The sequence below is a fragment of the Pseudomonas sp. LLC-1 genome (assembly GCF_002992185.1).
In the GTDB taxonomy this organism is placed as follows: Bacteria; Pseudomonadota; Gammaproteobacteria; order Pseudomonadales; family Pseudomonadaceae; genus Aquipseudomonas; species Aquipseudomonas monteilii.
In genome coordinates, this window is sequence record NZ_LUVY01000020.1 from 212,723 (window position 1) to 231,308 (window position 18,586).

Annotated in this window: 14 protein-coding genes; 6 read left to right on the top strand and 8 right to left on the bottom strand. The window is 61.9% G+C overall.

The annotated features are described in order from the left end of the window. Positions 1–266 precede the first annotated feature (266 nt). Positions 267–707 (top strand): Lrp/AsnC family transcriptional regulator, encoded by a 441-nt coding sequence (locus A0O30_RS23200; protein WP_060499927.1) that lies wholly within the window; start codon positions 267–269, stop codon positions 705–707. Positions 708–757: 50 nt separating this feature from the next. Here A0O30_RS23200 and A0O30_RS23205 read toward each other — a convergent pair whose 3' ends face one another. Then, positions 758–3,805, bottom strand: a complete 3,048-nt coding sequence (locus A0O30_RS23205; RefSeq protein ID WP_105948194.1) for an aminotransferase class III-fold pyridoxal phosphate-dependent enzyme — start codon at positions 3,803–3,805, stop codon at positions 758–760. Between the two features lie 141 nt (positions 3,806–3,946). Between A0O30_RS23205 and A0O30_RS23210 the strand changes: the two genes are divergently transcribed. After that, positions 3,947–4,387 (top strand): Lrp/AsnC family transcriptional regulator, encoded by a 441-nt coding sequence (locus A0O30_RS23210; RefSeq protein WP_016714074.1) that lies wholly within the window; start codon positions 3,947–3,949, stop codon positions 4,385–4,387. Between the two features lie 50 nt (positions 4,388–4,437). On the opposite strand, the gene A0O30_RS23215 is transcribed toward A0O30_RS23210, so the two are convergent. The 3 genes from A0O30_RS23215 to A0O30_RS23225 form a co-directional block, all read right to left on the bottom strand. After that, positions 4,438–5,055 (bottom strand): dTMP kinase, encoded by a 618-nt coding sequence (locus tag A0O30_RS23215; protein ID WP_105948195.1) that lies wholly within the window; start codon positions 5,053–5,055, stop codon positions 4,438–4,440. A 149-nt stretch (positions 5,056–5,204) separates the two neighbouring features. Next, a complete protein-coding gene (locus tag A0O30_RS23220; RefSeq protein ID WP_105948214.1) occupies positions 5,205–6,308 on the bottom strand; it encodes a P1 family peptidase in 1,104 nt (367 codons plus the stop codon). 12 nt (positions 6,309–6,320) lie between these two features. Further along, complete coding sequence (locus tag A0O30_RS23225) at positions 6,321–7,685, bottom strand: APC family permease (protein WP_105948196.1); 1,365 nt, start codon at positions 7,683–7,685, stop codon at positions 6,321–6,323. A gap of 194 nt (positions 7,686–7,879) precedes the next feature. On the opposite strand from A0O30_RS23225, the gene A0O30_RS23230 reads away from it, so the two are divergent. Both A0O30_RS23230 and A0O30_RS23235 read left to right on the top strand, forming a co-directional pair. Then, the gene (locus A0O30_RS23230) at positions 7,880–8,668 is read left to right on the top strand and encodes a helix-turn-helix transcriptional regulator (protein WP_105948197.1); all 789 of its coding nucleotides are present in this window, start codon (positions 7,880–7,882) and stop codon (positions 8,666–8,668) included. A gap of 106 nt (positions 8,669–8,774) precedes the next feature. Beyond that, positions 8,775–11,315 (top strand): HWE histidine kinase domain-containing protein, encoded by a 2,541-nt coding sequence (locus A0O30_RS23235; protein WP_105948198.1) that lies wholly within the window; start codon positions 8,775–8,777, stop codon positions 11,313–11,315. Between the two features lie 87 nt (positions 11,316–11,402). On the opposite strand, the gene A0O30_RS23240 is transcribed toward A0O30_RS23235, so the two are convergent. Next, a complete protein-coding gene (locus A0O30_RS23240; protein ID WP_105948199.1) occupies positions 11,403–13,046 on the bottom strand; it encodes an acetolactate synthase large subunit in 1,644 nt (547 codons plus the stop codon). Positions 13,047–13,216: 170 nt separating this feature from the next. On the opposite strand from A0O30_RS23240, the gene A0O30_RS23245 reads away from it, so the two are divergent. Beyond that, positions 13,217–14,098: a LysR family transcriptional regulator gene (locus tag A0O30_RS23245; RefSeq protein ID WP_105948200.1), complete on the top strand. Its 882-nt coding sequence runs from the start codon at positions 13,217–13,219 to the stop codon at positions 14,096–14,098. A 39-nt stretch (positions 14,099–14,137) separates the two neighbouring features. Here the strand turns inward: A0O30_RS23245 and A0O30_RS23250 are convergent, their stop codons facing one another. Continuing rightward, positions 14,138–14,788 (bottom strand): alpha/beta hydrolase, encoded by a 651-nt coding sequence (locus A0O30_RS23250; protein ID WP_105948201.1) that lies wholly within the window; start codon positions 14,786–14,788, stop codon positions 14,138–14,140. Positions 14,789–15,099: 311 nt separating this feature from the next. Between A0O30_RS23250 and A0O30_RS23255 the strand changes: the two genes are divergently transcribed. Next, a complete protein-coding gene (locus A0O30_RS23255; protein WP_105948202.1) occupies positions 15,100–16,284 on the top strand; it encodes an MFS transporter in 1,185 nt (394 codons plus the stop codon). 66 nt (positions 16,285–16,350) lie between these two features. Here the strand turns inward: A0O30_RS23255 and A0O30_RS23260 are convergent, their stop codons facing one another. Both A0O30_RS23260 and A0O30_RS23265 read right to left on the bottom strand, forming a co-directional pair. After that, the gene (locus A0O30_RS23260) at positions 16,351–17,616 is read right to left on the bottom strand and encodes an ATP-binding protein (RefSeq protein WP_105948203.1); all 1,266 of its coding nucleotides are present in this window, start codon (positions 17,614–17,616) and stop codon (positions 16,351–16,353) included. Further along, positions 17,613–18,305, bottom strand: coding sequence for a response regulator transcription factor (locus tag A0O30_RS23265; RefSeq protein WP_025755066.1), 693 nt, complete (start codon positions 18,303–18,305; stop codon positions 17,613–17,615). The genes A0O30_RS23260 and A0O30_RS23265 overlap by 4 nt, the downstream gene beginning before the upstream one ends. Positions 18,306–18,586 lie beyond the last annotated feature (281 nt).

The following is an 18,586-nucleotide window of genomic DNA, read 5'->3' on the forward strand; positions in this document are numbered from 1 at the left end:
AGTTTGTATTTCTTATTGTTCCGGGCTCTTAGGCCCCATCCTTCACAGAAAGCTTTGCACACTGAAACCTTGAAATCACCCTGCAAAGTGCGTGTAGGACTGGCACATTGCCGGAATCGACCGACATAATGCCGGCGCTACTTCGACCCTTGGAGAAACTGGAGTAGTGTCTTGCAATGCACAAAAAAGAAGCAAATGGCTAACTATTCCCTGCACTTTATTGGGGCGGACGGCCCTTTACCGGCGATCAGACAGGAGTGTCAGCATTGCGCGAATTAGACGTCAAAGATCGGGAAATCCTCGAAATACTCTCCAAGGAAGCACGTGTCGCACTCAAGGCACTTGCGGCAAGAATCGGCCTGTCAAGAAGCGCGACCAGCGAACGGGTTTTACACCTGGAGCGCAGCGGAATCATTCGGGGATATCGCGCGGACATTGGTGAAATTGATGCCAACGTTATACGGGCAATCATTCTGGTCTCGCTGAAACGCACACCGGCGCTTGGCCTGCTGGACCTGCTGGCACAGAACGCCCAAGTGAAACGGGTATCCTCGGTCAGCGGCCAACTCGACCTGGTTGTAGAGGTCGAGGCACGAACGATTGATGACTTGAACCGGGTGCGCGATGCCGTGGCATGCCACGATTCAGTGGATGACATCACCACTGCCGTGGTGCTGCGGCGCGATATCGACCGCCAAAAAGCCTGAACGCACGAACAGGGCTTGCCGATCGGCACGCCCTGCCCGGTTGAAACGCGCTACTTCAGCGCCGCAGTGAAGCTGTCTTGCAGCACGTCAAGAAGAAAGTCCGCATTGGCCCGGCTGAAAATCATGGAAGGACGCATTTTCAGCACGTTGTCATGCGGGCCTTCGGTACCGATCAACACGCCGCGTTCTCTGGCGCCATCGGCAACTTTCCTGGCCAAGGCCGTGGCCGGAGCCTTTGAGGTGCGGTCCGTGACCAACACGATGCCGAGGAACAGGCCCAACCCGCGTACATCACCAATCACATCGAATTGCTGCTGAAGTTTGCGGAAACCCTCGAGCAGGTAATTGCCGATGCTCAAGGCGTTCTCTTTCAACTGGTCGCGCTCGATTGCATTGAGCACCGCCAGGCCCACTGCACACGACACGGGGTTGCCGGCGAACGTATTGAAATACTCCATGCCGTTGTTGAAAGCATCGGCAACTTCGCGCGTGGTCACCACCGCCGACATCGGGTGGCCGTTACCAATCGGTTTGCCCATGGTGACAGCATCCGGCACTACGCCTTGGGTCTCGAACGCCCACCAGTGGCTACCGACGCGGCCAAACCCGACCTGCACCTCATCGGCCAGGCACAGCCCACCTTCGGCGCGAACCATGGCGTATACCTCCTTGAGGTAATGCTCGGGCAGGAACACCTGCCCCGCCACGCTGGGGATCGACTCGGCAAGGAAGAAGCCCGGGCCCTTGCCGGCTTTGCGCATGGCGTCCAGCTGCTCTGCCACCGATTCGGCAAACCGTTTGCCGTGTTCTTCCAATGGCCAGTGCCCGGGCGCGTAGTAGCTGTCTGGAACCACCGCCTCGTATACGTGCGCCGCCCTGCCCTTGCCGGCTTTGCGCTTGTACTTGTAAGGGCTCAGGTCGATGAGCTCTTGCGTGGTGCCATGGTAAGCCCAGTCCAGCACGATCGCCTGGTCGCTACCGGTGTAGTTGCGCGCCATGCGCAGCATGAGGCTGTTGGCTTCGCTGCCCGAGCAGCCGAATGACGCCACACAAAGGCCCTCTGGCAACGTGCCGGTCAGCCGCTCGGCGTACTCGACGATGTTGTCGTGCAGGTAACGGGTGTTGGTGTTAAGTCGTGCAGCCTGGCGGGTCAAGGCGTCGACCACGTCGGGATGGCTATGGCCCAGGTGGCACACGTTGTTGAAGCAGTCCAGGTAGGCCCGCCCGAAGTTGTCGATCAGCCATACGCCATCGCCGCGCACGAACTTGATCGGGTCGGTGTACGAAATTGACAAGTTAGGTAGCAGCAGCTCTTTACGCTTGGCAATGATCTGGGCCTTGGTCATTCCCTGCTGGTTGTAGGTTTCTGGCGGGATGCCGGCCAAGGTCGACGCATCAGGGAACAGGTCAGCCCACACCTCGCGGTACTCGGGCTCTCCAACGCCAATGACCTCACTCGCGCTCAGCTGGGTATCGGTGGTCATCTGCAGGTGCAGGTGGGGAATCCAGCCGCCGTTTTCAGTATCGGTGCCCATGTAGCCCACCAGGTCGCCGGCTTCGAGCTTGTCACCGGCCTTCAAGCGGCTGAGCGCCTCGTGGGCCATGTGCCCCCACAGGGTCAGAAATGGCGGGCAACCTGGCGGGCTGTGCTCGATCATCACCAGCCCACCATAGCCCAGCGGGTCGGGTTCAACCTCAACGCTTTTGACGGTACCAGCGACCGGAGCGTACAACGGCGTACCGGCGGGCATCACCAGATCGACCCCCACATGCAGGGTGCGGCGCTGCCCCTTGATGAAGCGCGACTCGAAGGCACTGTCCGTATAAATGGTACGCAACTCACCCCATGGCCCAATGGCCAGCGGCACGTTGTGCGCGGCAGAGAACGCATCCCACCAGCGCGTCGCATCGGCAGGCCGCTGCTCGGCAGAGGCGATGGTCATTTCGTGGCTGGCGTCGCCAAACGGCGCGATCACCTTGTTGAGGGTGGCGGCTGACGGGCGCACCAGGTCGGCAAATGATGTGTGGTTATCGGCGATCCAGCGGCGCACTGCACCCGCCCCCTCGACGGCATCGAAACCACAGGCTTTGCGCAGGATGCCTGTAGCCAGCCGTGGATTCATCGAATCAAGCTGTTCCAGCAGGCGCCAGGCTGGCGCTTCACTGATTGCCAGGTAGGGGTTGTCTTCTGTCTGATCTTGCCGGGAAGCGGAGAAAGTAACGCTGATGACCAGGCGCATGGCAATCAGGTTGAACAGCACGTCAAGCTCTTGCGCTTGCAATGGGTACTTTTCATGGAAACCGGCCACCAGCGCTGCGGCAGCGCCGATCGGGTCGTCCATGTCGAGAATGGCGTACGCACTGGCGATCGCGACCTCGGCAATCAGCACGGTGTGCACGGCATCGCCAAAGTCGATGAAGCCGGTCACATGGCGGGTGGTCTCGGCATCGACCAGAATGTTCCAGTCGTTGGCGTCATTGTGGATCACCTGCGCCCTGAGTGATGCCAGCCTGGGCTGTACAGTGTGTTCGAACCGGGTGATAAAACGCTCGACAATGGCCCGGCGCTCGGGGCTTTTGATGTGGTGCAAGCGCGAACGGGAGCGTGCGGCATGGCGCAAGTCCCAGTCCAGGTCACGGACGGCACCCGGGTGCATGAACCCCTGCAGGGCGCGGTCAAGTTCACCGAGTGCCCGGCCAAAGTTGCTCATCAGCGCGAAAGAGCGCTTGGCCTCGGCAAGCGGCGTGCCGGCCAACCAGCTGACCAGGCGCATCGCATGCTGCTCACCTGTGGCGCTGGCCACGGATGGCAGGTAGTCACCCGCCACACTGGCCCGAAGGTGAGGCACACCCAGGTGCGCGCCATGCACGGCCAGATGATCGAGTAGCGCGGTTTGAAACTCGCTTTCTACCCGGGGCTCGCTGGCATTGACGATTTTCAGTATCCAGCCCGCATCGACGCCCGTGTCCAACCGGTAATTGCGGTCACGCTCCCCGTCCAGGGGGGTTGCTGTAGCGGTGACATTGAAGAAATCTTTTGCGAGGCCCTCTGCATCGCTTGCCGAAAACCGAGGTGCCGGGTGGGAAAGGTCTGTCATATCATCACGTTCCGAGCGAGCAAATTGTTTTGAATAGCTTGTCATGCACTGCCGAAACCGACACCCTGCATACGGTCGGGATCGACAGGCATTATGCCGGTACCGACCGGCATAAAGACGGCGAGCTTATCAGGTGGTGCAATGCGTGAACTGGACGCAAAAGATCGTGAGATTCTTGAAGTACTTTCGAAGGACGCGCGCATTGCGCTGAAGGCATTAGCCGGCCGCATCGGCCTTTCCAGAAGCGCCACGACCGAGCGTGTGGCCAACCTTGAACGCAGCGGGATCATTCGTGGATACCGTGCAGATATCGGCGAAATAGACGCCAATGTCATACGCGCGATACTGCTGGTGACCTTGCAGCGCACCCCTGCCATGGGGCTGCTCGACCAGTTGGCGACGGACGCACGCGTGCGGCGGGTTTCCTCGGTGAGTGGGCAGCTTGACCTGGTGGTTGAGGTGGAAACCCGGACAATCGACGACCTCAATCAGGTACGCGACAACGTGGCACGTCACGAATCGGTGGATGACATTACCACGTCGGTTGTCCTGCGCCGTGATATCGACCGCCAGGGCGCCTGATCATCCACGCATGGTTGTCCAGGCCAGCTCGCGCAGCGGCGCACGAGCGCTCAACGCGTTAGCAGTACGCGGTCAATCTCGCCAACCACCTGCCGCGTTGCGTCTTCGATGGCTCCTTCATTACGGCACAACACCCAGCCGTGCTTTACGAGCGCCCGCTCGAAAGCCTCGGTGCAGGCAACCTGTTCATTCAGGTTGTGTATCACCGTACTGCCCAGGCCACGCGTGCGTGCCGCCGCCCTTGCCCACGAGGTTTCAGGGGCAGTGACAACCCCGACATGCAAATCTGGCACTTGCACGCTGAGGTCGAGGTTCAATCGCAAGATCTGGTCAAACGGCACCGTGCGGCGAAACGCGGCGTCAGAGGGGTACCAGCGATCAATCAGGACGATGCTGTCAGCTGGCTGCTTGGGCAGTACGTGCCGGGAAATCCAGGCGCGGCTTTCAGCGAAGCGCTCGCACACCCTGAACTCCAGATCTCGGCACGGGTTTCTGGCGAGCTTGTTGACCAGCGCCATGGTTTCGCCCCGGTAGGGATCGCTCTTTTTTTCACAAAGGCGAATCACCTTTTTCCCGTCCACCCTCAGGGCTTGGGTGACGGCCTCCAGCAGCGTGGTCTTGCCGGTGCCTTTAGGCCCATCGATGGAAACAAACAGCGGGCGGATCATCGTTCAATACCAGTTGGCTCAGGTGCGGATGAGACCATTGATCGCCGCTTGCCTTCAAGGTATATCGAAAAGAGCACATCTGTACTCCACAGGCAAAAGGCGGCACATGCCGCCTTCTCGTCCCTTCCTGGCGACTGCCTGCCCAGGTATCAATCCTGGGCCTTCCAACCCATTTGCTTGAGCGCGGTCAGCAAGCGCGCCCCTTCCAGGCCAGGCACCTCCCGCCCGTCTTCAGCCTGCATGGGCCGACCGGCCAGGATGGCGTTGACAATGGCTTCCTCTACTGCCTCGGCCGCCGCCGCGAACAGCGGCGAAATGTGGTCGTTATTGACCATCGCCACGTGCGCTGTCATCGGCAGATCGCGGCGGTTGTAATCGGCCGGCGCCAGCCCGGTATTGCCCGTCGAGAACGCCAGGAAGATATCGCCGCTGGAGTCATCGGTACCGCCCCCCGTGCGGGCAATGCCCAGCGCAGCACGTTGCGCCAGGCGTTGGCACTGATGCGGCAGCAACGGGGCATCGGTGGCCAATACCACCACGATCGAGCCCATGCCTGGGGTGTCCTGCTGCTCGAAGGGTGAAGGCAAATCGAGCAACACCCGGCCGACTGGGTAGCCATCCACCCGCAGCTCACGGCGTTGGCCATGGTTGGCCTGGACAAAGGCTCCCACCGTCCAGTCACCCTGCTCTGCCGGCAGTACCCGCGACGCGGTACCAATGCCGCCTTTGAACTCATGGCAGATCATGCCGGTACCCCCGCCTACCGCACCCTCCTCCACAGGCCCGCTACGGGCAGCGCCCAATGCTTGCTGAACCAGGTCTGCATTTACATGCTGGCCCCAGATATCGTTCAGCACGCCATCATAGGTCTCCATTACCACCGGCATGCACCAGTAGGTCGAGCTGTCCCCCAAGGTTGCATGCTCATGGGCGATCATCGCATCACGTACCACGCCAACGCTGTGCGTGTTGGTGGTCGCGATGGCGGTGGTCAGCAGACCCGCCTCTCGGATCCACTCAAGGCCCGTGGCATCGCCATTGCCGTTCAGCACATGGCAACCGGCAAAACATGGCTGATAACGCGCCGGGCCTTCGCGGGGCTCGATGACACTGACACCGGTGCGCACCGGTTTTCCCGCATGGGCCTTGTTCAGGGTAGCGTGGCCTACCCGTACGCCGGGTACATCGGTGATTGCGTTGTGCGGGCCTGGCTGGCCAAGGCCCAGCGTGATCCCGAAATCGCGTGCTCGCATCATGTCTCTCGCTTAAAGTTTCTGAAAGGCTGGGCTCAACTTGCCGTAGGTGCCGTACAGCACCACGGAGGTAAGCAGAATGCCAGCGATGATGAAAATGTCCCGGGCTGAAGCCGAACTCAAAAGCGTCGAAAGCAGGTATCCGGCACCTGTCACGGCGGCCAGTGCCGGCAGCGGCCAGAGCGGCATGCGGTACGGGTGCTCGCGGTCACGGCGCAGGACTCTGCTGAACAGCGCGCACAAACCGACGACCAGGTATACGCACAAGATCAGCAGCACGGTGAACGATGTGAGCTCCGCCAGGTTGGAACTGAACGTCAGGGCCGCAGACGGCACAGCAAGGAACAACGTGGCCAGCCATGGCGACTCCCACTTGGGGTGAATGCGGGTAAAGGCGCGGTTCAGGCTCGGCATCCACAACGCATCCCGCCCGCTGCTGTAGATCACCCGCCCGCTCTGGATCACCAGGGCGATGATGGCGTTGAACACCGACAGGAAGATACCGGCACTCACCAGGCGCGACAGGGTTTCGTTGCCATGCGCCGTCAACAGGTAGCCGATCGGGTCGGGGCTGGCCAGCATCGCCTCCAGCGAGGGCGCACCGATCAGCAGCGCAACCAGCGGAATCACTTCGATGGCCACCACCAGCACCAGTGACCACATCACCGCTCTGGGGATGCCGCGCCCACCGCACTTCATGTCCTCGGCCAGCAGCACTGCGCCGCCATAACCGTTGAACGAGAACAACGCCGTGCCAATAGCACCAACCACCAGCGCCCAAGGCGCCGCGTGAAGTATTCCGTTGTCGAGTACCAGCGGGCTGACGAGGCTGCTGACCGGTTGCTGAGCATGGCCGAAGCCCAGCACCACAATCACCATCAGCGCCGCCACCTCAAGCAACAGGCACACGCCGGTGACCCACGCGTTCAGCTTTATATTGAGGATACCCAGCAGGTAACCCAAGGCCACAATCACCAGGGCCACCGTCTGCCCGTCAAGCTGGGTGCCCAGTGCTGCATTCAGGTAAGTGGCAGCCCCGGTGGCCAGTACCGGTGGAATGAACACCAGCATCGCCAGCACGGTAAGAAAGGTGGCGTAACCGACCATGCCGCCAAATACCCGTTTGGCAAACACGTACTCCCCACCTGCTGCACTGTGCGCACGGCCCAGTTCGGCATAGCAAAGCGCGAACATCAGCGCCAGCACGCCACCCAGCATGAAGGCCCATATGACCCCGGTACCGGCCTGGGCGATGGCAAATGGCGCGATGACGAAGACCGAACTGGCGGGGGTTACCGAAGAGACGGTAATGGCAACTACATCTGCGACGCTCAGCGTCGGTTTAAGGACTGGGGCGGGTGCACTGCAGGACGTCATTTGTTCATCCTCACGTTGTTGTTAGTGTCAGGAGGCAGAACCAGAAAGCGAAGCATGGCGAGCTCGACGGCCCGCTTGATGGGTATGGAATCTATGCGGCGTCACCCTGCCGGGCAATTCCCACTAAGGGGTACCCCCGTTGACAGCTGCGGCAAACCGGGCGCCAATGCCTTACCCCTTTCAAGGATGCTGTCGTGGACATTCTCTTTCATGAAGTGGCCGGCCACACCGCGCTGGCCAGAACGATCGAGCAGATTGGCGGCCCGCGCTTCTGGCGCCAGCTGATCCTGGTACTGCGGCATTGGGTGCCGTTCGACAACGCGCTGGTGATTCACTTCGCGGCCCAGGGCGCGCCTCACGTGCTGGAGGAATACGACGCCGCGCCAGCGCCCGCTGCGGGTGAGCTTTACCTCGACGGCCTGTACCTGCTCGACCCGTTCTACCAGGCCGCGCGCGAAGGCCTGGCCAGTGGTTGCTACCACCTCGAAGAAGTGGCGCCGGACCACTTCTGGCAAACGGACTATTACCAGAACTACTTTCAAAACCACGTACTGGTGGACGAAGTGCAGTTCCTGTTGCAGTTGCCCGAAGGGGTGTTGTCGCTGTCGTTGGGCATGCGCCGTGCGTTCACCGCAGCAGAGCTGGGCAAGTTGAACCTGGTCAGTGCCTGGGTGCTGGCCTTGCTTGAGCAGCACTGGGCACGTAGCGGCATCTCGGTGCCGGCACAGCCACCGGTTGGCGACGCCTTGGCCAGGTTTGCCCAGGGCCTGTTATCCGAGCGGGAGCTGGAAATTGCCCGCCTGATCCTGCGCGGCTATTCGTCGAAGGCGATGGCGCAACGGCTGGGCATCTCGCCAGAAACCATCAAGGTGCACCGGCGCCACCTGTACGCGAAACTGAATATCTCGTCTCACCCTGAACTGTTTTCGATGTTCATCCGTGAGCTGGGGTTCGCTGATGATCGAGGGGAACACCCGTCATAAGCCGGTACAGCCCTTTTCGCCTCGCTATGCCAAAGGCCGGCATGCCTGCTAGGCTGACGTTGGCGGCCCTGCTGGCAGCCTCCTCATCCCCCCACAGGCACGGCCAATGACATTCAACCCCCAAGTAAACCTGACCAACTGCGACCGCGAGCCTATTCAGATACCCGGCAGTATCCAGCCCCATGGCTGCCTGCTGGCATGCGATGCCTCGGCCACCGTCGTTTTGCGTCATTCGGCCAATGCTGCACAAATGCTGGGCGTAGCAAGCGACATCAACGGCCAGAAGCTGCATGCGGTGCTCGGGGATGAGGTGGCGCATACCCTGCGCAACGCGCTGGCCCGCACCCGGGAGGCCTCGCGGCCGGCGCTCAGCTTCGGTGTGAAGCTGCCCAGCGGCGAGGCTGTCGACATTGCCGCCCACTTGTTCAAAGGCACGGCTATCCTCGAGTTCGAACCTGCTGGCGCGAGCATCGCCGAGCCGATCGAACTGGCCCGCACGCTGATCGCCCAACTGCGCGAAATCGACCAGACCAGCAAGCTGTTCCGCGATGCTGCCCGCTTTGTCCGGGCCGTGCTCGGTTACGACCGGGTGATGATCTACCAATTGGGTGCCGACGGCGCCGGCAAAGTGGTTGCAGAGGCCAGGCGCAGCGACCTCGAAAGCTTCATGGGCCAGTATTTCCCGGCCTCCGACATCCCCCAGCAGGCCCGCGCACTTTACCTGCGCAACCCGATCCGGGTGATCTCGGATGCCCAGTTCAAGACAGTCGCCATCGACCCGGTGCTCGACCCCTCGGGCGAGCCGCTAGACCTTTCCTATGCGCACTTGCGCAGCGTCTCGCCGATCCATTGCGAATACCTGTGCAACATGGGCGTGGGGGCCTCCATGTCGATTTCGGTCATCGTCAACGGAGAGCTGTGGGGGATGATCGCCTGCCACCACTATGCACCGCGCACACTGGCCATGGGGCAACGTGTGGCGGCGGAAATGTTCGGCGAATTCTTCTCGCTGCATATCGAGACCCTGCGCAGCCGGCAAAAGCTTGAAGCCGCCGTGCACGTTCACAAAGCGCTGGACAGTATGCTGCTTGACGCCAACCAGGCTGCAGACATCGATGGGTTCTTCCGTGCGCGCCTGCCCCGGCTTATGTCGCTGATCCCCTGCGACGGCATCGGTATGTCGCTGCAAGGCCGATGGTCATCCGCCGGGCTGACGCCGCCCAAATCGGCGGTGCCCGACCTGCTGCGCCTGGCAGATATCGTCAGCTCCGGTCGTACCTGGGCGTCCAACCGCCTGTCGATGGTGCTGCCTGCGGCCCAGGCGTACTTTACCGATGTGTCGGGTGTGCTGATCATACCGATGTCGCAGCAACCGAGGGATTACCTGATCTTCTTCCGCAAGGAAATGGTCGAGACACTCGACTGGGCCGGGGACCCGAACAAGACCTATGACAGCGGCGCACTGGGCGACCGCCTGACACCACGCAAGAGCTTTGCGATCTGGAAAGAAACCGTTCACCAGCAGTCACTGCCCTGGACCGAGCAGGACCGCCAGTTTGGCGACGCCATCCGTACTGCTATCGTCGAGGTGGTGCTGTATAACAGCGAGTTGCTGGCCAGCGAGCGTTCGAAGGCAGAAGTGCGCCAGCGCATCCTCAATGAAGAGCTCAACCACAGGGTCAAGAACATCCTGTCGTTGATTGGCGCGCTGGTTGCCCACCCGACCTCGGAGAGCCAGACACTGCAGGACTACGTGGCGACATTGAAGGGGCGCATCCATGCGCTGTCCCTCGCTCACGACCAGGTGGTACGCGGTGACGGTGGCGGGCGACTGGCCAAGCTGCTGGAGGCAGAGCTTTCACCCTACCGCACCGCCGCCGGAGTGATTGAACTGCAAGGCCCGAACGTTATCCTGGATGCCCGCGCCTATTCGGTCATGGCCTTGGTGCTGCACGAACTGGCAACCAATGCTGCCAAATACGGCGCGCTGTCGCAGGCTCACGGCAAGCTTGCCGTGAGCTGGGCCATCGACGCCAGCAACGGCTGCAGCATTACCTGGCGCGAAAGCGGCGGGCCAACGGTTCGCCCGCCCAGCCGCAATGGCTTTGGCTCGGTGCTGATAGAACGCAGTATTCCGTTCGACCTGAGTGGCACCAGCGCAGTGGAATATCACCCCGAAGGCGTGGAAGGGTTGTTCAGGATTCCTGCAAAACACCTGTCCGTGGCCGAAGCGGCCGAGCCTGCGAGCACGGCCGCGCCGGTTACCCGTGCAGCCGATGCCTTTGCCGCCCGGACGGGCTTGTGCGTGCTGATCCTTGAAGATCAGCTGGTGATCGCGGTTGGCCTTGAGCAGATTCTCAACGATGCACAGATCAAGGACGTGATGACCGCCAGCTCCGAGGATGAGGCCATGCGCTTGATCAGCAGCCGCACACCGGACGTCGCGATACTGGATGTGAACCTGGGAACAGGGACGTCGATTTCCGTCGCCGATGAACTGCAGCGCCGGCAAATTCCGTTTCTGTTCGCTACAGGCTATGGCGACGGCATCAGCATTCCCGAGCATCTGAAGGATGTGCCCGTAACCCGCAAGCCATATGACGCCAACAGCATCCTGACCAGTCTGCAGGCCCTGGTTGATCGCTGAGAGAAGGGATTCCTGAACGGAAGGAGGGAGCGCAAGCCGCTCCAGGGTACGGCGCCAGCCTTGAGGTGGCGCCGTACCTGTCAAGCATTACACCGCCAGCGCGCGCTCACGCAGCTCGCTGTTAAGGATGCGGTCGTTTTCGCTGTAATCGACCGGGCAGTCGATCACATGCACGCCCGGGGTCTTGATGCAGTGCTCCAGCAGTGGCAGCAGGCCTTCGGCGCTTTCCACGCGGTGGCCATTGGCACCGTAGGCTTCGGCGTACTTGACGAAGTCCGGGTTGCCGTAGTCCAGGCCGAAATCGGTGAAGCCCATGTTGGCCTGCTTCCAGCGAATCATGCCGTAGCCGTCGTCACGCAGGATCACCACGGTGATGTGCATGCCTAAGCGAACTGCGGTTTCCAGCTCCTGGCTGTTCATCATGAAGCCGCCATCGCCGCATACCGAAATCACCGGGCGGTCCGGGTGCACCAGGTGCGCGGCCATGGCCGATGGCAAGCCGGCGCCCATCGTCGCCAGGGCGTTGTCCAGCAGCACGGTGTTCGGCTTGTGCGCCTTGTAGTTACGGGCGAACCAGATCTTGTAGATGCCGTTGTCCAGCGCAACGATGCCTTCGGACGGCAGCACTCGACGGATGTCGGCAACCATGCGCTGCGGGTAGACCGGGAAGCGGTTGTCGTCAGCGCCTTCGGCGATTTGCGCTTCGTTGGCTTCACGGATGGCCATCAGGCGAGTGAAGTCCCAGTGCGAGGTGTCATTCAGCGCTTCGCTGATCTGCCACACGGCGTTGGCGATGTCGCCGATCACTTCTACCTGCGGGAAGTACACGGCATCGACTTCGGCAGAGCGGAAGTTGATATGGATGACCTCAGTACCGCCACGCACCATGAAGAATGGCGGCTTCTCGATCACATCGTGGCCGATGTTGATGATCAGGTCGGCGGCTTCAACCGCACGATGCACAAAATCGCCGGACGACAGCGCGGCGTTGCCCAGGAAGCGCGGGTGGCGCTCGTCGACCACACCTTTACCCATCTGGGTGGTGATGAACGGGATGCCGGTCTTGTCGATCAGTTGCTTGAGGACCTTGGCGGTCATCTTGCGGTTGGCGCCAGCACCGATCACCAGGATCGGGTTACGGGCGTTCAGCAGCTTCTCGACGGCGGCTTCGATGGCCACATGCTCGGCCAGCGGGCGGCGGTGCAGGCTGCGCGGGATCGGCAGTGCATCGGTCTGCTCGGCGGCGATGTCTTCCGGCAGCTCCAGGTGTACCGCACCCGGCTTTTCTTCTTCGGCCAGGCGGAAGGCTTCGCGCATGCGCGACGGGATGTTGTCGGCCGAGGCGAACTGGTGGGTGTACTTGGTGATGGGGTCCATCATGCCGCACACGTCGATGATCTGGAAGCGGCCCTGCTTGGACTTCTTGATCGGCTTCTGGCCGGTGATCATCATCATCGGCATGCCGCCCAGGTAGGCGTAGGCACTGGCGGTAACCAGGTTGGTGGCGCCAGGGCCGAGGGTGGACAGGCTGACGCCGGTCTTGCCGGTCAGACGGCCATAGGTGGCAGCCATAAAGCCTGCAGACTGCTCGTGACGGGTCAGTACCAGCTTGATCTTCGACTTGCGCAGGGATTCGAGCAGGTCGAGGTTTTCCTCACCAGGAATGCCGAACACATACTCGACACCTTCGTTTTCCAGGCATTGCACAACGACATCGGCGGCCTTGGCCATTTGGGGTACTACCTCAAAATCTTTGTGGGATTGCAGCGTTATTACACTGCGTGACTGAGATGTTGCAGGATGTCTCAGTGGCGCGCATCGTAGGCCCTCTGGTTAATAATAATAAATATATTGTTATGATGCTTAGCATCACAGCTTGTTATGAATGGTAGAACGCCTCAATGAACCTCAAGGCATTGCGCTGCTGCGTCGAGATCGTACGCCAGGGCAGCTTCACCAAAGCCGCGCAGCACCTGCACATCGCCCAGCCGGCACTGAGCATGGCCGTAACCCGGCTGGAAGAAGAACTGGGCGTCACCCTGTTCAACCGCACCACGCGCAAAGTGATCCTCACCGCCGAAGGCGAACAGTTTCTGCCGCGCATTGCATCGGCCCTGCGTGAGATGGATGTCGCCCGGCAAGAACTGCGCGACATGTCCGACCTGAAACGCGGTGAAGTGCGTCTGGGTATTCCTCCGATGTTCGGCCTGCACTATGTGCCCGGCTTGATGAATGCCTTTCGCAAGCTGTACCCCGGCATTGCCATGACCGTGTTCGAAGGCAGTGCCGAGGACATTGGCCACCGCCTGGAACAGCGTGAAATCGACCTGGCACTGCTGGAATCCAGGCGCGTGCCGCCCGACAAGGAGTCGATCCTGCTGGGCAGTGACGAGATGCTGGCGTGCATGCACCCCGACCACGCCTATGCCGGCAAAGCCTTCCTCACGGCGGAAGACCTGCGCAATACCGACATGGTGGTGTTCGACCGAACGTTCGTACAACGTCACCTGCTGGACGCGTTCTTCGCCGAACATGGCATTACTTACCAGGTGGCGCTGCAGAGCAACTTCGTCTCGCTGGTGGTGCAGGCCGCGTTGGACAACATGGGCGTGGCGACCCTGCTGCGCTCGGTGCAGCAGCGCACACCGGGCATCGTCGGGGTGCCGTTCCGGCCAGCGCAACTGATGAGCTTCCGCCTGTGCTGGCGGTCGGGGGAATACCTGTCGCTGGCCAGCAAGCGGTTCATCGATTTTGCCGCGCAGACACATTACCTGGAGCGTTGAGGCCAGCCTGTTGCGGCGCTTTTGTGGTTGAAGGCGCTCCTACAGATGAGCGGTCTTCAGCGCCAGATGCGCGATTACCTGTTCTGCCGCCCTTCCCAGGCAGCCTTTGAAAAAGTGGTTGGCACCCGCGTAAACCGAAACAGCCCGTTGCTGTGGCCCGGCCCATTGCAACAGGTTGGCCAGCGGTGCCATTTCATCATGTTCACCATGCAGCAGCAGACAATCCGTCGGCACTGGCAAAGGCTCGTAGTAGCGCCCGCCCGGTACATTGTCCACCGGCAGCCCTAACAACGCCACTGCATGCAACTGTCCTTCAAGTGCACAGGCCACACGGGCAAACACATAGGCCCCAAAGGAGAACCCGACCAGGGCCACGGGCAATTGCGGCATTGCCTGGGTCAGGTAACGGACGACAGCAATGCTGTCTTCGGCCTCACCTATGCCTTCATCATGGGCGCCTTGCGTCTGCCCCACCCCACGAAAACTCGGCCGTACCACTTGCCAACCAGCTGCGCACATCTGCCGCGCCAGCGTCAGCGGGACGATATGGCGTGGAGAGCCGCCAAGCAGCGGCTGTGGATGACTGACCAACACCACCCCCTTGGGTGGTCCGGCCGGATTGTCGATCAGCAGTTCGATCTGGCCGACCGGCCCATCGATCAGTAACGAGTTACGTGGTGTATCCGACATCGTTCTTGTCCATGCAAGCCAAATGAAAGGCGGGCCGGATGTCGGCGCACGCAAGCGGCAGTCTAAAAGAGCAGGCACACGGGCTGCCATCAATTACCGGCATTTCAGTTATGCCGGAGGTGTTTGCTGCCGGCCCAGTATTGGAGTACGTTTGTACTCCTGCCGTCCACTCCGGTAAAAAATGGCTGTACGCAGAACCTGCCTGAACCCAACAGGCGCGCGTGGAAGGCGGCCGGCTTTCTCGACGTTACGGCCGCAGATTGACTATGATCCCGCCTTGAACGTTTCAGCATGTTTCAGTAAGGATCCCGATGTCAGTCCAGGAACACCCCCCTCTCCCCAGCAAAACCACCGTCGCCAAGATGGAAGCCGCCATGGCGTTGGGCAGCTTCGCCATCGGCACCGGCGAGTTCGCCATCATGGGCCTGATGCCCGACATCGCCAACAACCTGCAATTGAGCGAGCCGCAGGTGGGCCACGCCATCAGCGCCTATGCACTGGGGGTGATGGTTGGCGCCCCGACACTGGCGATTCTGGGTGCCAAACTGCTGCGCAAGCACATGTTGTTGCTGTTGATGCTGCTGTATGCGCTGGGCAACCTGGCAACGGCCTTTGCCCCCTCGTTCAGCGGCCTGGTCGCCTTCCGCTTCATCAGCGGCCTGCCCCACGGCGCCTACTTCGGCATTGCCGCAGTGGTGGCCTCGAGCATGGTGGCGAAGGACCATCGGGCGGGTGCCGTTGCCCGGGTGATGATGGGCCTGACCTTGGCCATGTTGCTCGGCAACCCGGTGGCCACCTTCCTGGGCCAGTACTTCGGTTGGCGTTCGGCATTCGTGCTGGTCGGCGCGATTGCCCTGTGCACCATCGCCCTGGTGTGGCGCTTCGTGCCCCAGCGCCACGACGAAGTCCGCAGCGACCCGCGCAAGGAGCTGCAAGCCTTCGCCCTCCCGCAGGTATGGATGGCGCTGGCCATCGCTTCGATCGGCTTTGCCGGCATGTTCTGTGTATTCAGCTACCTGGCACCGACCATGCTGCAAGTAACCCAGGTGTCACCACAGTGGATTCCGTTCGGCCTGGCGGCGTTCGGCGTGGGCGGTATCGTCGGCAACATCGCGGGCGGCAAGCTGTTTGATCGCCTGCAGTTCCGCGCGGTGGGGCTGGTGCTGGTGTGGTCGATTGCCGTACTGCTGTTCTTCACCTTCGCCGCCCAGGCGCTGTGGAGCCTGCTGTTGGGTATCGGCCTGGTGGGTACCATGATTGCCCTGGCAGCGCCGCTGCAGATCCGCCTTATGGACATTGCCCATGAAGCACCAAGCCTGGCAGCGGCATCGAACCATGCGGCGTTCAACCTGGCCAATGCATTGGGGCCGTGGCTGGGTGGCATGGCGATTACCGCAGGCATGGGCTGGACAAGTACCGGCTTCATTGGCGCGGCGACCGCACTGGTCGGGTTGGGGATTTATCTGGTGGCGCGACGGATGAAAGGCGGCCATTGAAATACCCACGCCCACCGGGTGCGCGAAACGCCCGATAGCTCAGACCTGGATAGCTCAGCCCTGCATTCAGGCAGGGCTGGCCTGCGGCAGCTCGATGCGTACCCGCAACCCGCCACTGTCCGCAGCCAGCGCCGTGATGCTGCCGCCGTGCAACGCAATTGCCCGCTGTGCAATCGCCAGCCCCAGGCCAAAGCCATCGCCACTGTTATCGGTGCCCCGGTCGAACGGCTCGAAGATGCGCTGCAAGCGGGCCGGCTCTACGCCCGGCCCATGGTCGCTGACACTGACCTGCAACCATTGCCCGCCCGGCGCCAGCGCGGCCTGCACCAGCACCTCCGTACCGGCTGCGGTATAGCGCACAGCGTTGCGGATGATGTTCTCGAACGCCCGGTACAGCAGCTCTTCATGCCCGTGGATGAGAAACGTACCTTGGGCGTGCAAGGACACCTGGCACTGTTTCATACCCGCCTCGAAACGGGCGTCCTCGACGATCTGCGCCAGCAACTCGACCACATCCACGCTGGCAAAGTCGCTGTCGCCCTGCCGCGCCTGGGCGCGGGCCAGGGTCAGCAACTGCTCGATCAGGTCGTCCATTCGCCGCGACTCACGCTCGACCCGTTCCAGCATATCGAGCCGGTCGGGTTGCTGACGCATCAGGCCGATGGCGGCATGCATGCGGGTCAGCGGTGAACGCAGCTCGTGGGAAATATCATGCAGCAGGTTCTGTTGCGCCTGCACCAGGGCCTTGAGTTGACCGGCCATACGGTCACAGTCTTCGGCCAGCTCGACAATCTCGTCACGGCGTTTGCCAAGCCGCGGTTTCACGCGCACGTCGAACCGGCCCTGGGCCACCTGGCCCATCGCTTCACGCAGCCAAGCCAGCGGGCGTGTCAGGTACAGGCTGCACAAGAAGGCAAACAGCGCACTCATCAACGTGCCGGTAAACAAAGGGCCCATGCCACGCGGACGGGGTGGCTCGCCAACGGTTGTGGCCACCGAGGCCCGCAGTACCAGCGGGCGGCCTTCGCTGTCGCGTAATGCTTGCTCGAAACGGGCCACCTGCACCGCCTTCCCAGCCAGCAGTTGCCCCTGGCTATCGTAAAGGCCCACCTGCACATCGGGTGGCTGCGGCGACACATTCAGCAACTGCCGGCCGGCCTGTTCGCCATAACGCTGCAACAGCTGCAGCTCGGTGGCCAGCAGCGAACGCAGTGCCGGGCTGTCTCCACGCCAGTCATTGAGCATGAAGGTGGCTGCGCCCACCAGAAAGGTCAGGCTGTTGGCCAGCCAGAATGCCAGGAACAGCTTCCAGAACAGGCGCCGGCGCATCATTCGACTATCAGCATGTAGCCCATGCCACGCACGCTCTGGATCCAGCTGCTGCCGTCAGCGCGCGGGCCGAGCTTTTGCCGGATGCTGCTGACATGCACATCGATGCGCCGGTCGTAGCGGGTCAGCGGCCGGCCCAAGGCATTGAGCGACAGGTCCTGCTTGCTGACCAGCTGTCCAGCCTGGCGGGCCAACGCCTCAAGCAGGCTGAACTCCGAGCCGGTCAGTTCCAGCGTGGCGTCGCCCCAGTGCGCTTCGCGACGACCCGGCCACATTTTCAATGCACCCGTGCGCACTTGCTCAGGTGCACTGGCCTCGCCCATCAGCTGCGGCTGCACCCTGCGCAGAATCGCCCGCAAGCGGGCCACCAGTTCACCCGGCGAGCTGGGCTTGGGCACATAGTCATCGGCCCCCAGTTCAAGGCCGGCAATGCGGTCGATGTTGTCGCCACGGGCAGTCAGCAACAGCACAGGCACCTGACTGCGCGCGCGCACCCGCCGCAGCACTTCGATACCCGAGATACCCGGCAGCATCACGTCCAGCACCACCGCCTGGTACTGGCCGGACAACGCCTGGGCCTCGCCCTCCTCGCCAGTGTCCACGGCCGTGGCCTGGAAGCCTTCGCGCGCCAGGTACAAAGAGAGCATTTCAGTCAGTTCGCGGTCGTCGTCGACCAGCAGCACGGGGATCATCGGGGCCAGATATCGCAATTGCAGGGGCGTTAATGATCGCCCCCCACGGCGGCACTGTCACCGCCGGCCGGTCGGACTTTACACATCTTTACCCTCGGCTAACCGCGCCGTACACAGCCCGCCCGTATCCTCATCGCCCGCTGCTTGCGGGTTGCCCGCGCTTGCTCCCCTCCGAATCCGCTTGTCTGGAACCCCCGATGAACTACCCGCGCCTGTTGCTCTCCATCCTGTTGCTGAAAGCCACACTGGCCCAGGCCTCCCCGTTCAGGATCGCCGACATC

Coding starts and splice junctions, on each gene's coding strand:
- A0O30_RS23235 (WP_105948198.1), top strand. CDS start 8,775: ATGACATTCAACCCCCAAGTAAACCTGACCAACTGCGACCGCGAGCCT.
- A0O30_RS23215 (WP_105948195.1), bottom strand. CDS start 5,055: ATGATCCGCCCGCTGTTTGTTTCCATCGATGGGCCTAAAGGCACCGGC.
- A0O30_RS23220 (WP_105948214.1), bottom strand. CDS start 6,308: ATGCGAGCACGCGATTTCGGGATCACGCTGGGCCTTGGCCAGCCAGGC.
- A0O30_RS23210 (WP_016714074.1), top strand. CDS start 3,947: ATGCGTGAACTGGACGCAAAAGATCGTGAGATTCTTGAAGTACTTTCG.
- A0O30_RS23260 (WP_105948203.1), bottom strand. CDS start 17,616: ATGATGCGCCGGCGCCTGTTCTGGAAGCTGTTCCTGGCATTCTGGCTG.
- A0O30_RS23225 (WP_105948196.1), bottom strand. CDS start 7,685: ATGACGTCCTGCAGTGCACCCGCCCCAGTCCTTAAACCGACGCTGAGC.
- A0O30_RS23205 (WP_105948194.1), bottom strand. CDS start 3,805: ATGACAGACCTTTCCCACCCGGCACCTCGGTTTTCGGCAAGCGATGCA.
- A0O30_RS23255 (WP_105948202.1), top strand. CDS start 15,100: ATGTCAGTCCAGGAACACCCCCCTCTCCCCAGCAAAACCACCGTCGCC.
- A0O30_RS23245 (WP_105948200.1), top strand. CDS start 13,217: ATGAACCTCAAGGCATTGCGCTGCTGCGTCGAGATCGTACGCCAGGGC.
- A0O30_RS23265 (WP_025755066.1), bottom strand. CDS start 18,305: ATGATCCCCGTGCTGCTGGTCGACGACGACCGCGAACTGACTGAAATG.
- A0O30_RS23250 (WP_105948201.1), bottom strand. CDS start 14,788: ATGTCGGATACACCACGTAACTCGTTACTGATCGATGGGCCGGTCGGC.
- A0O30_RS23240 (WP_105948199.1), bottom strand. CDS start 13,046: ATGGCCAAGGCCGCCGATGTCGTTGTGCAATGCCTGGAAAACGAAGGT.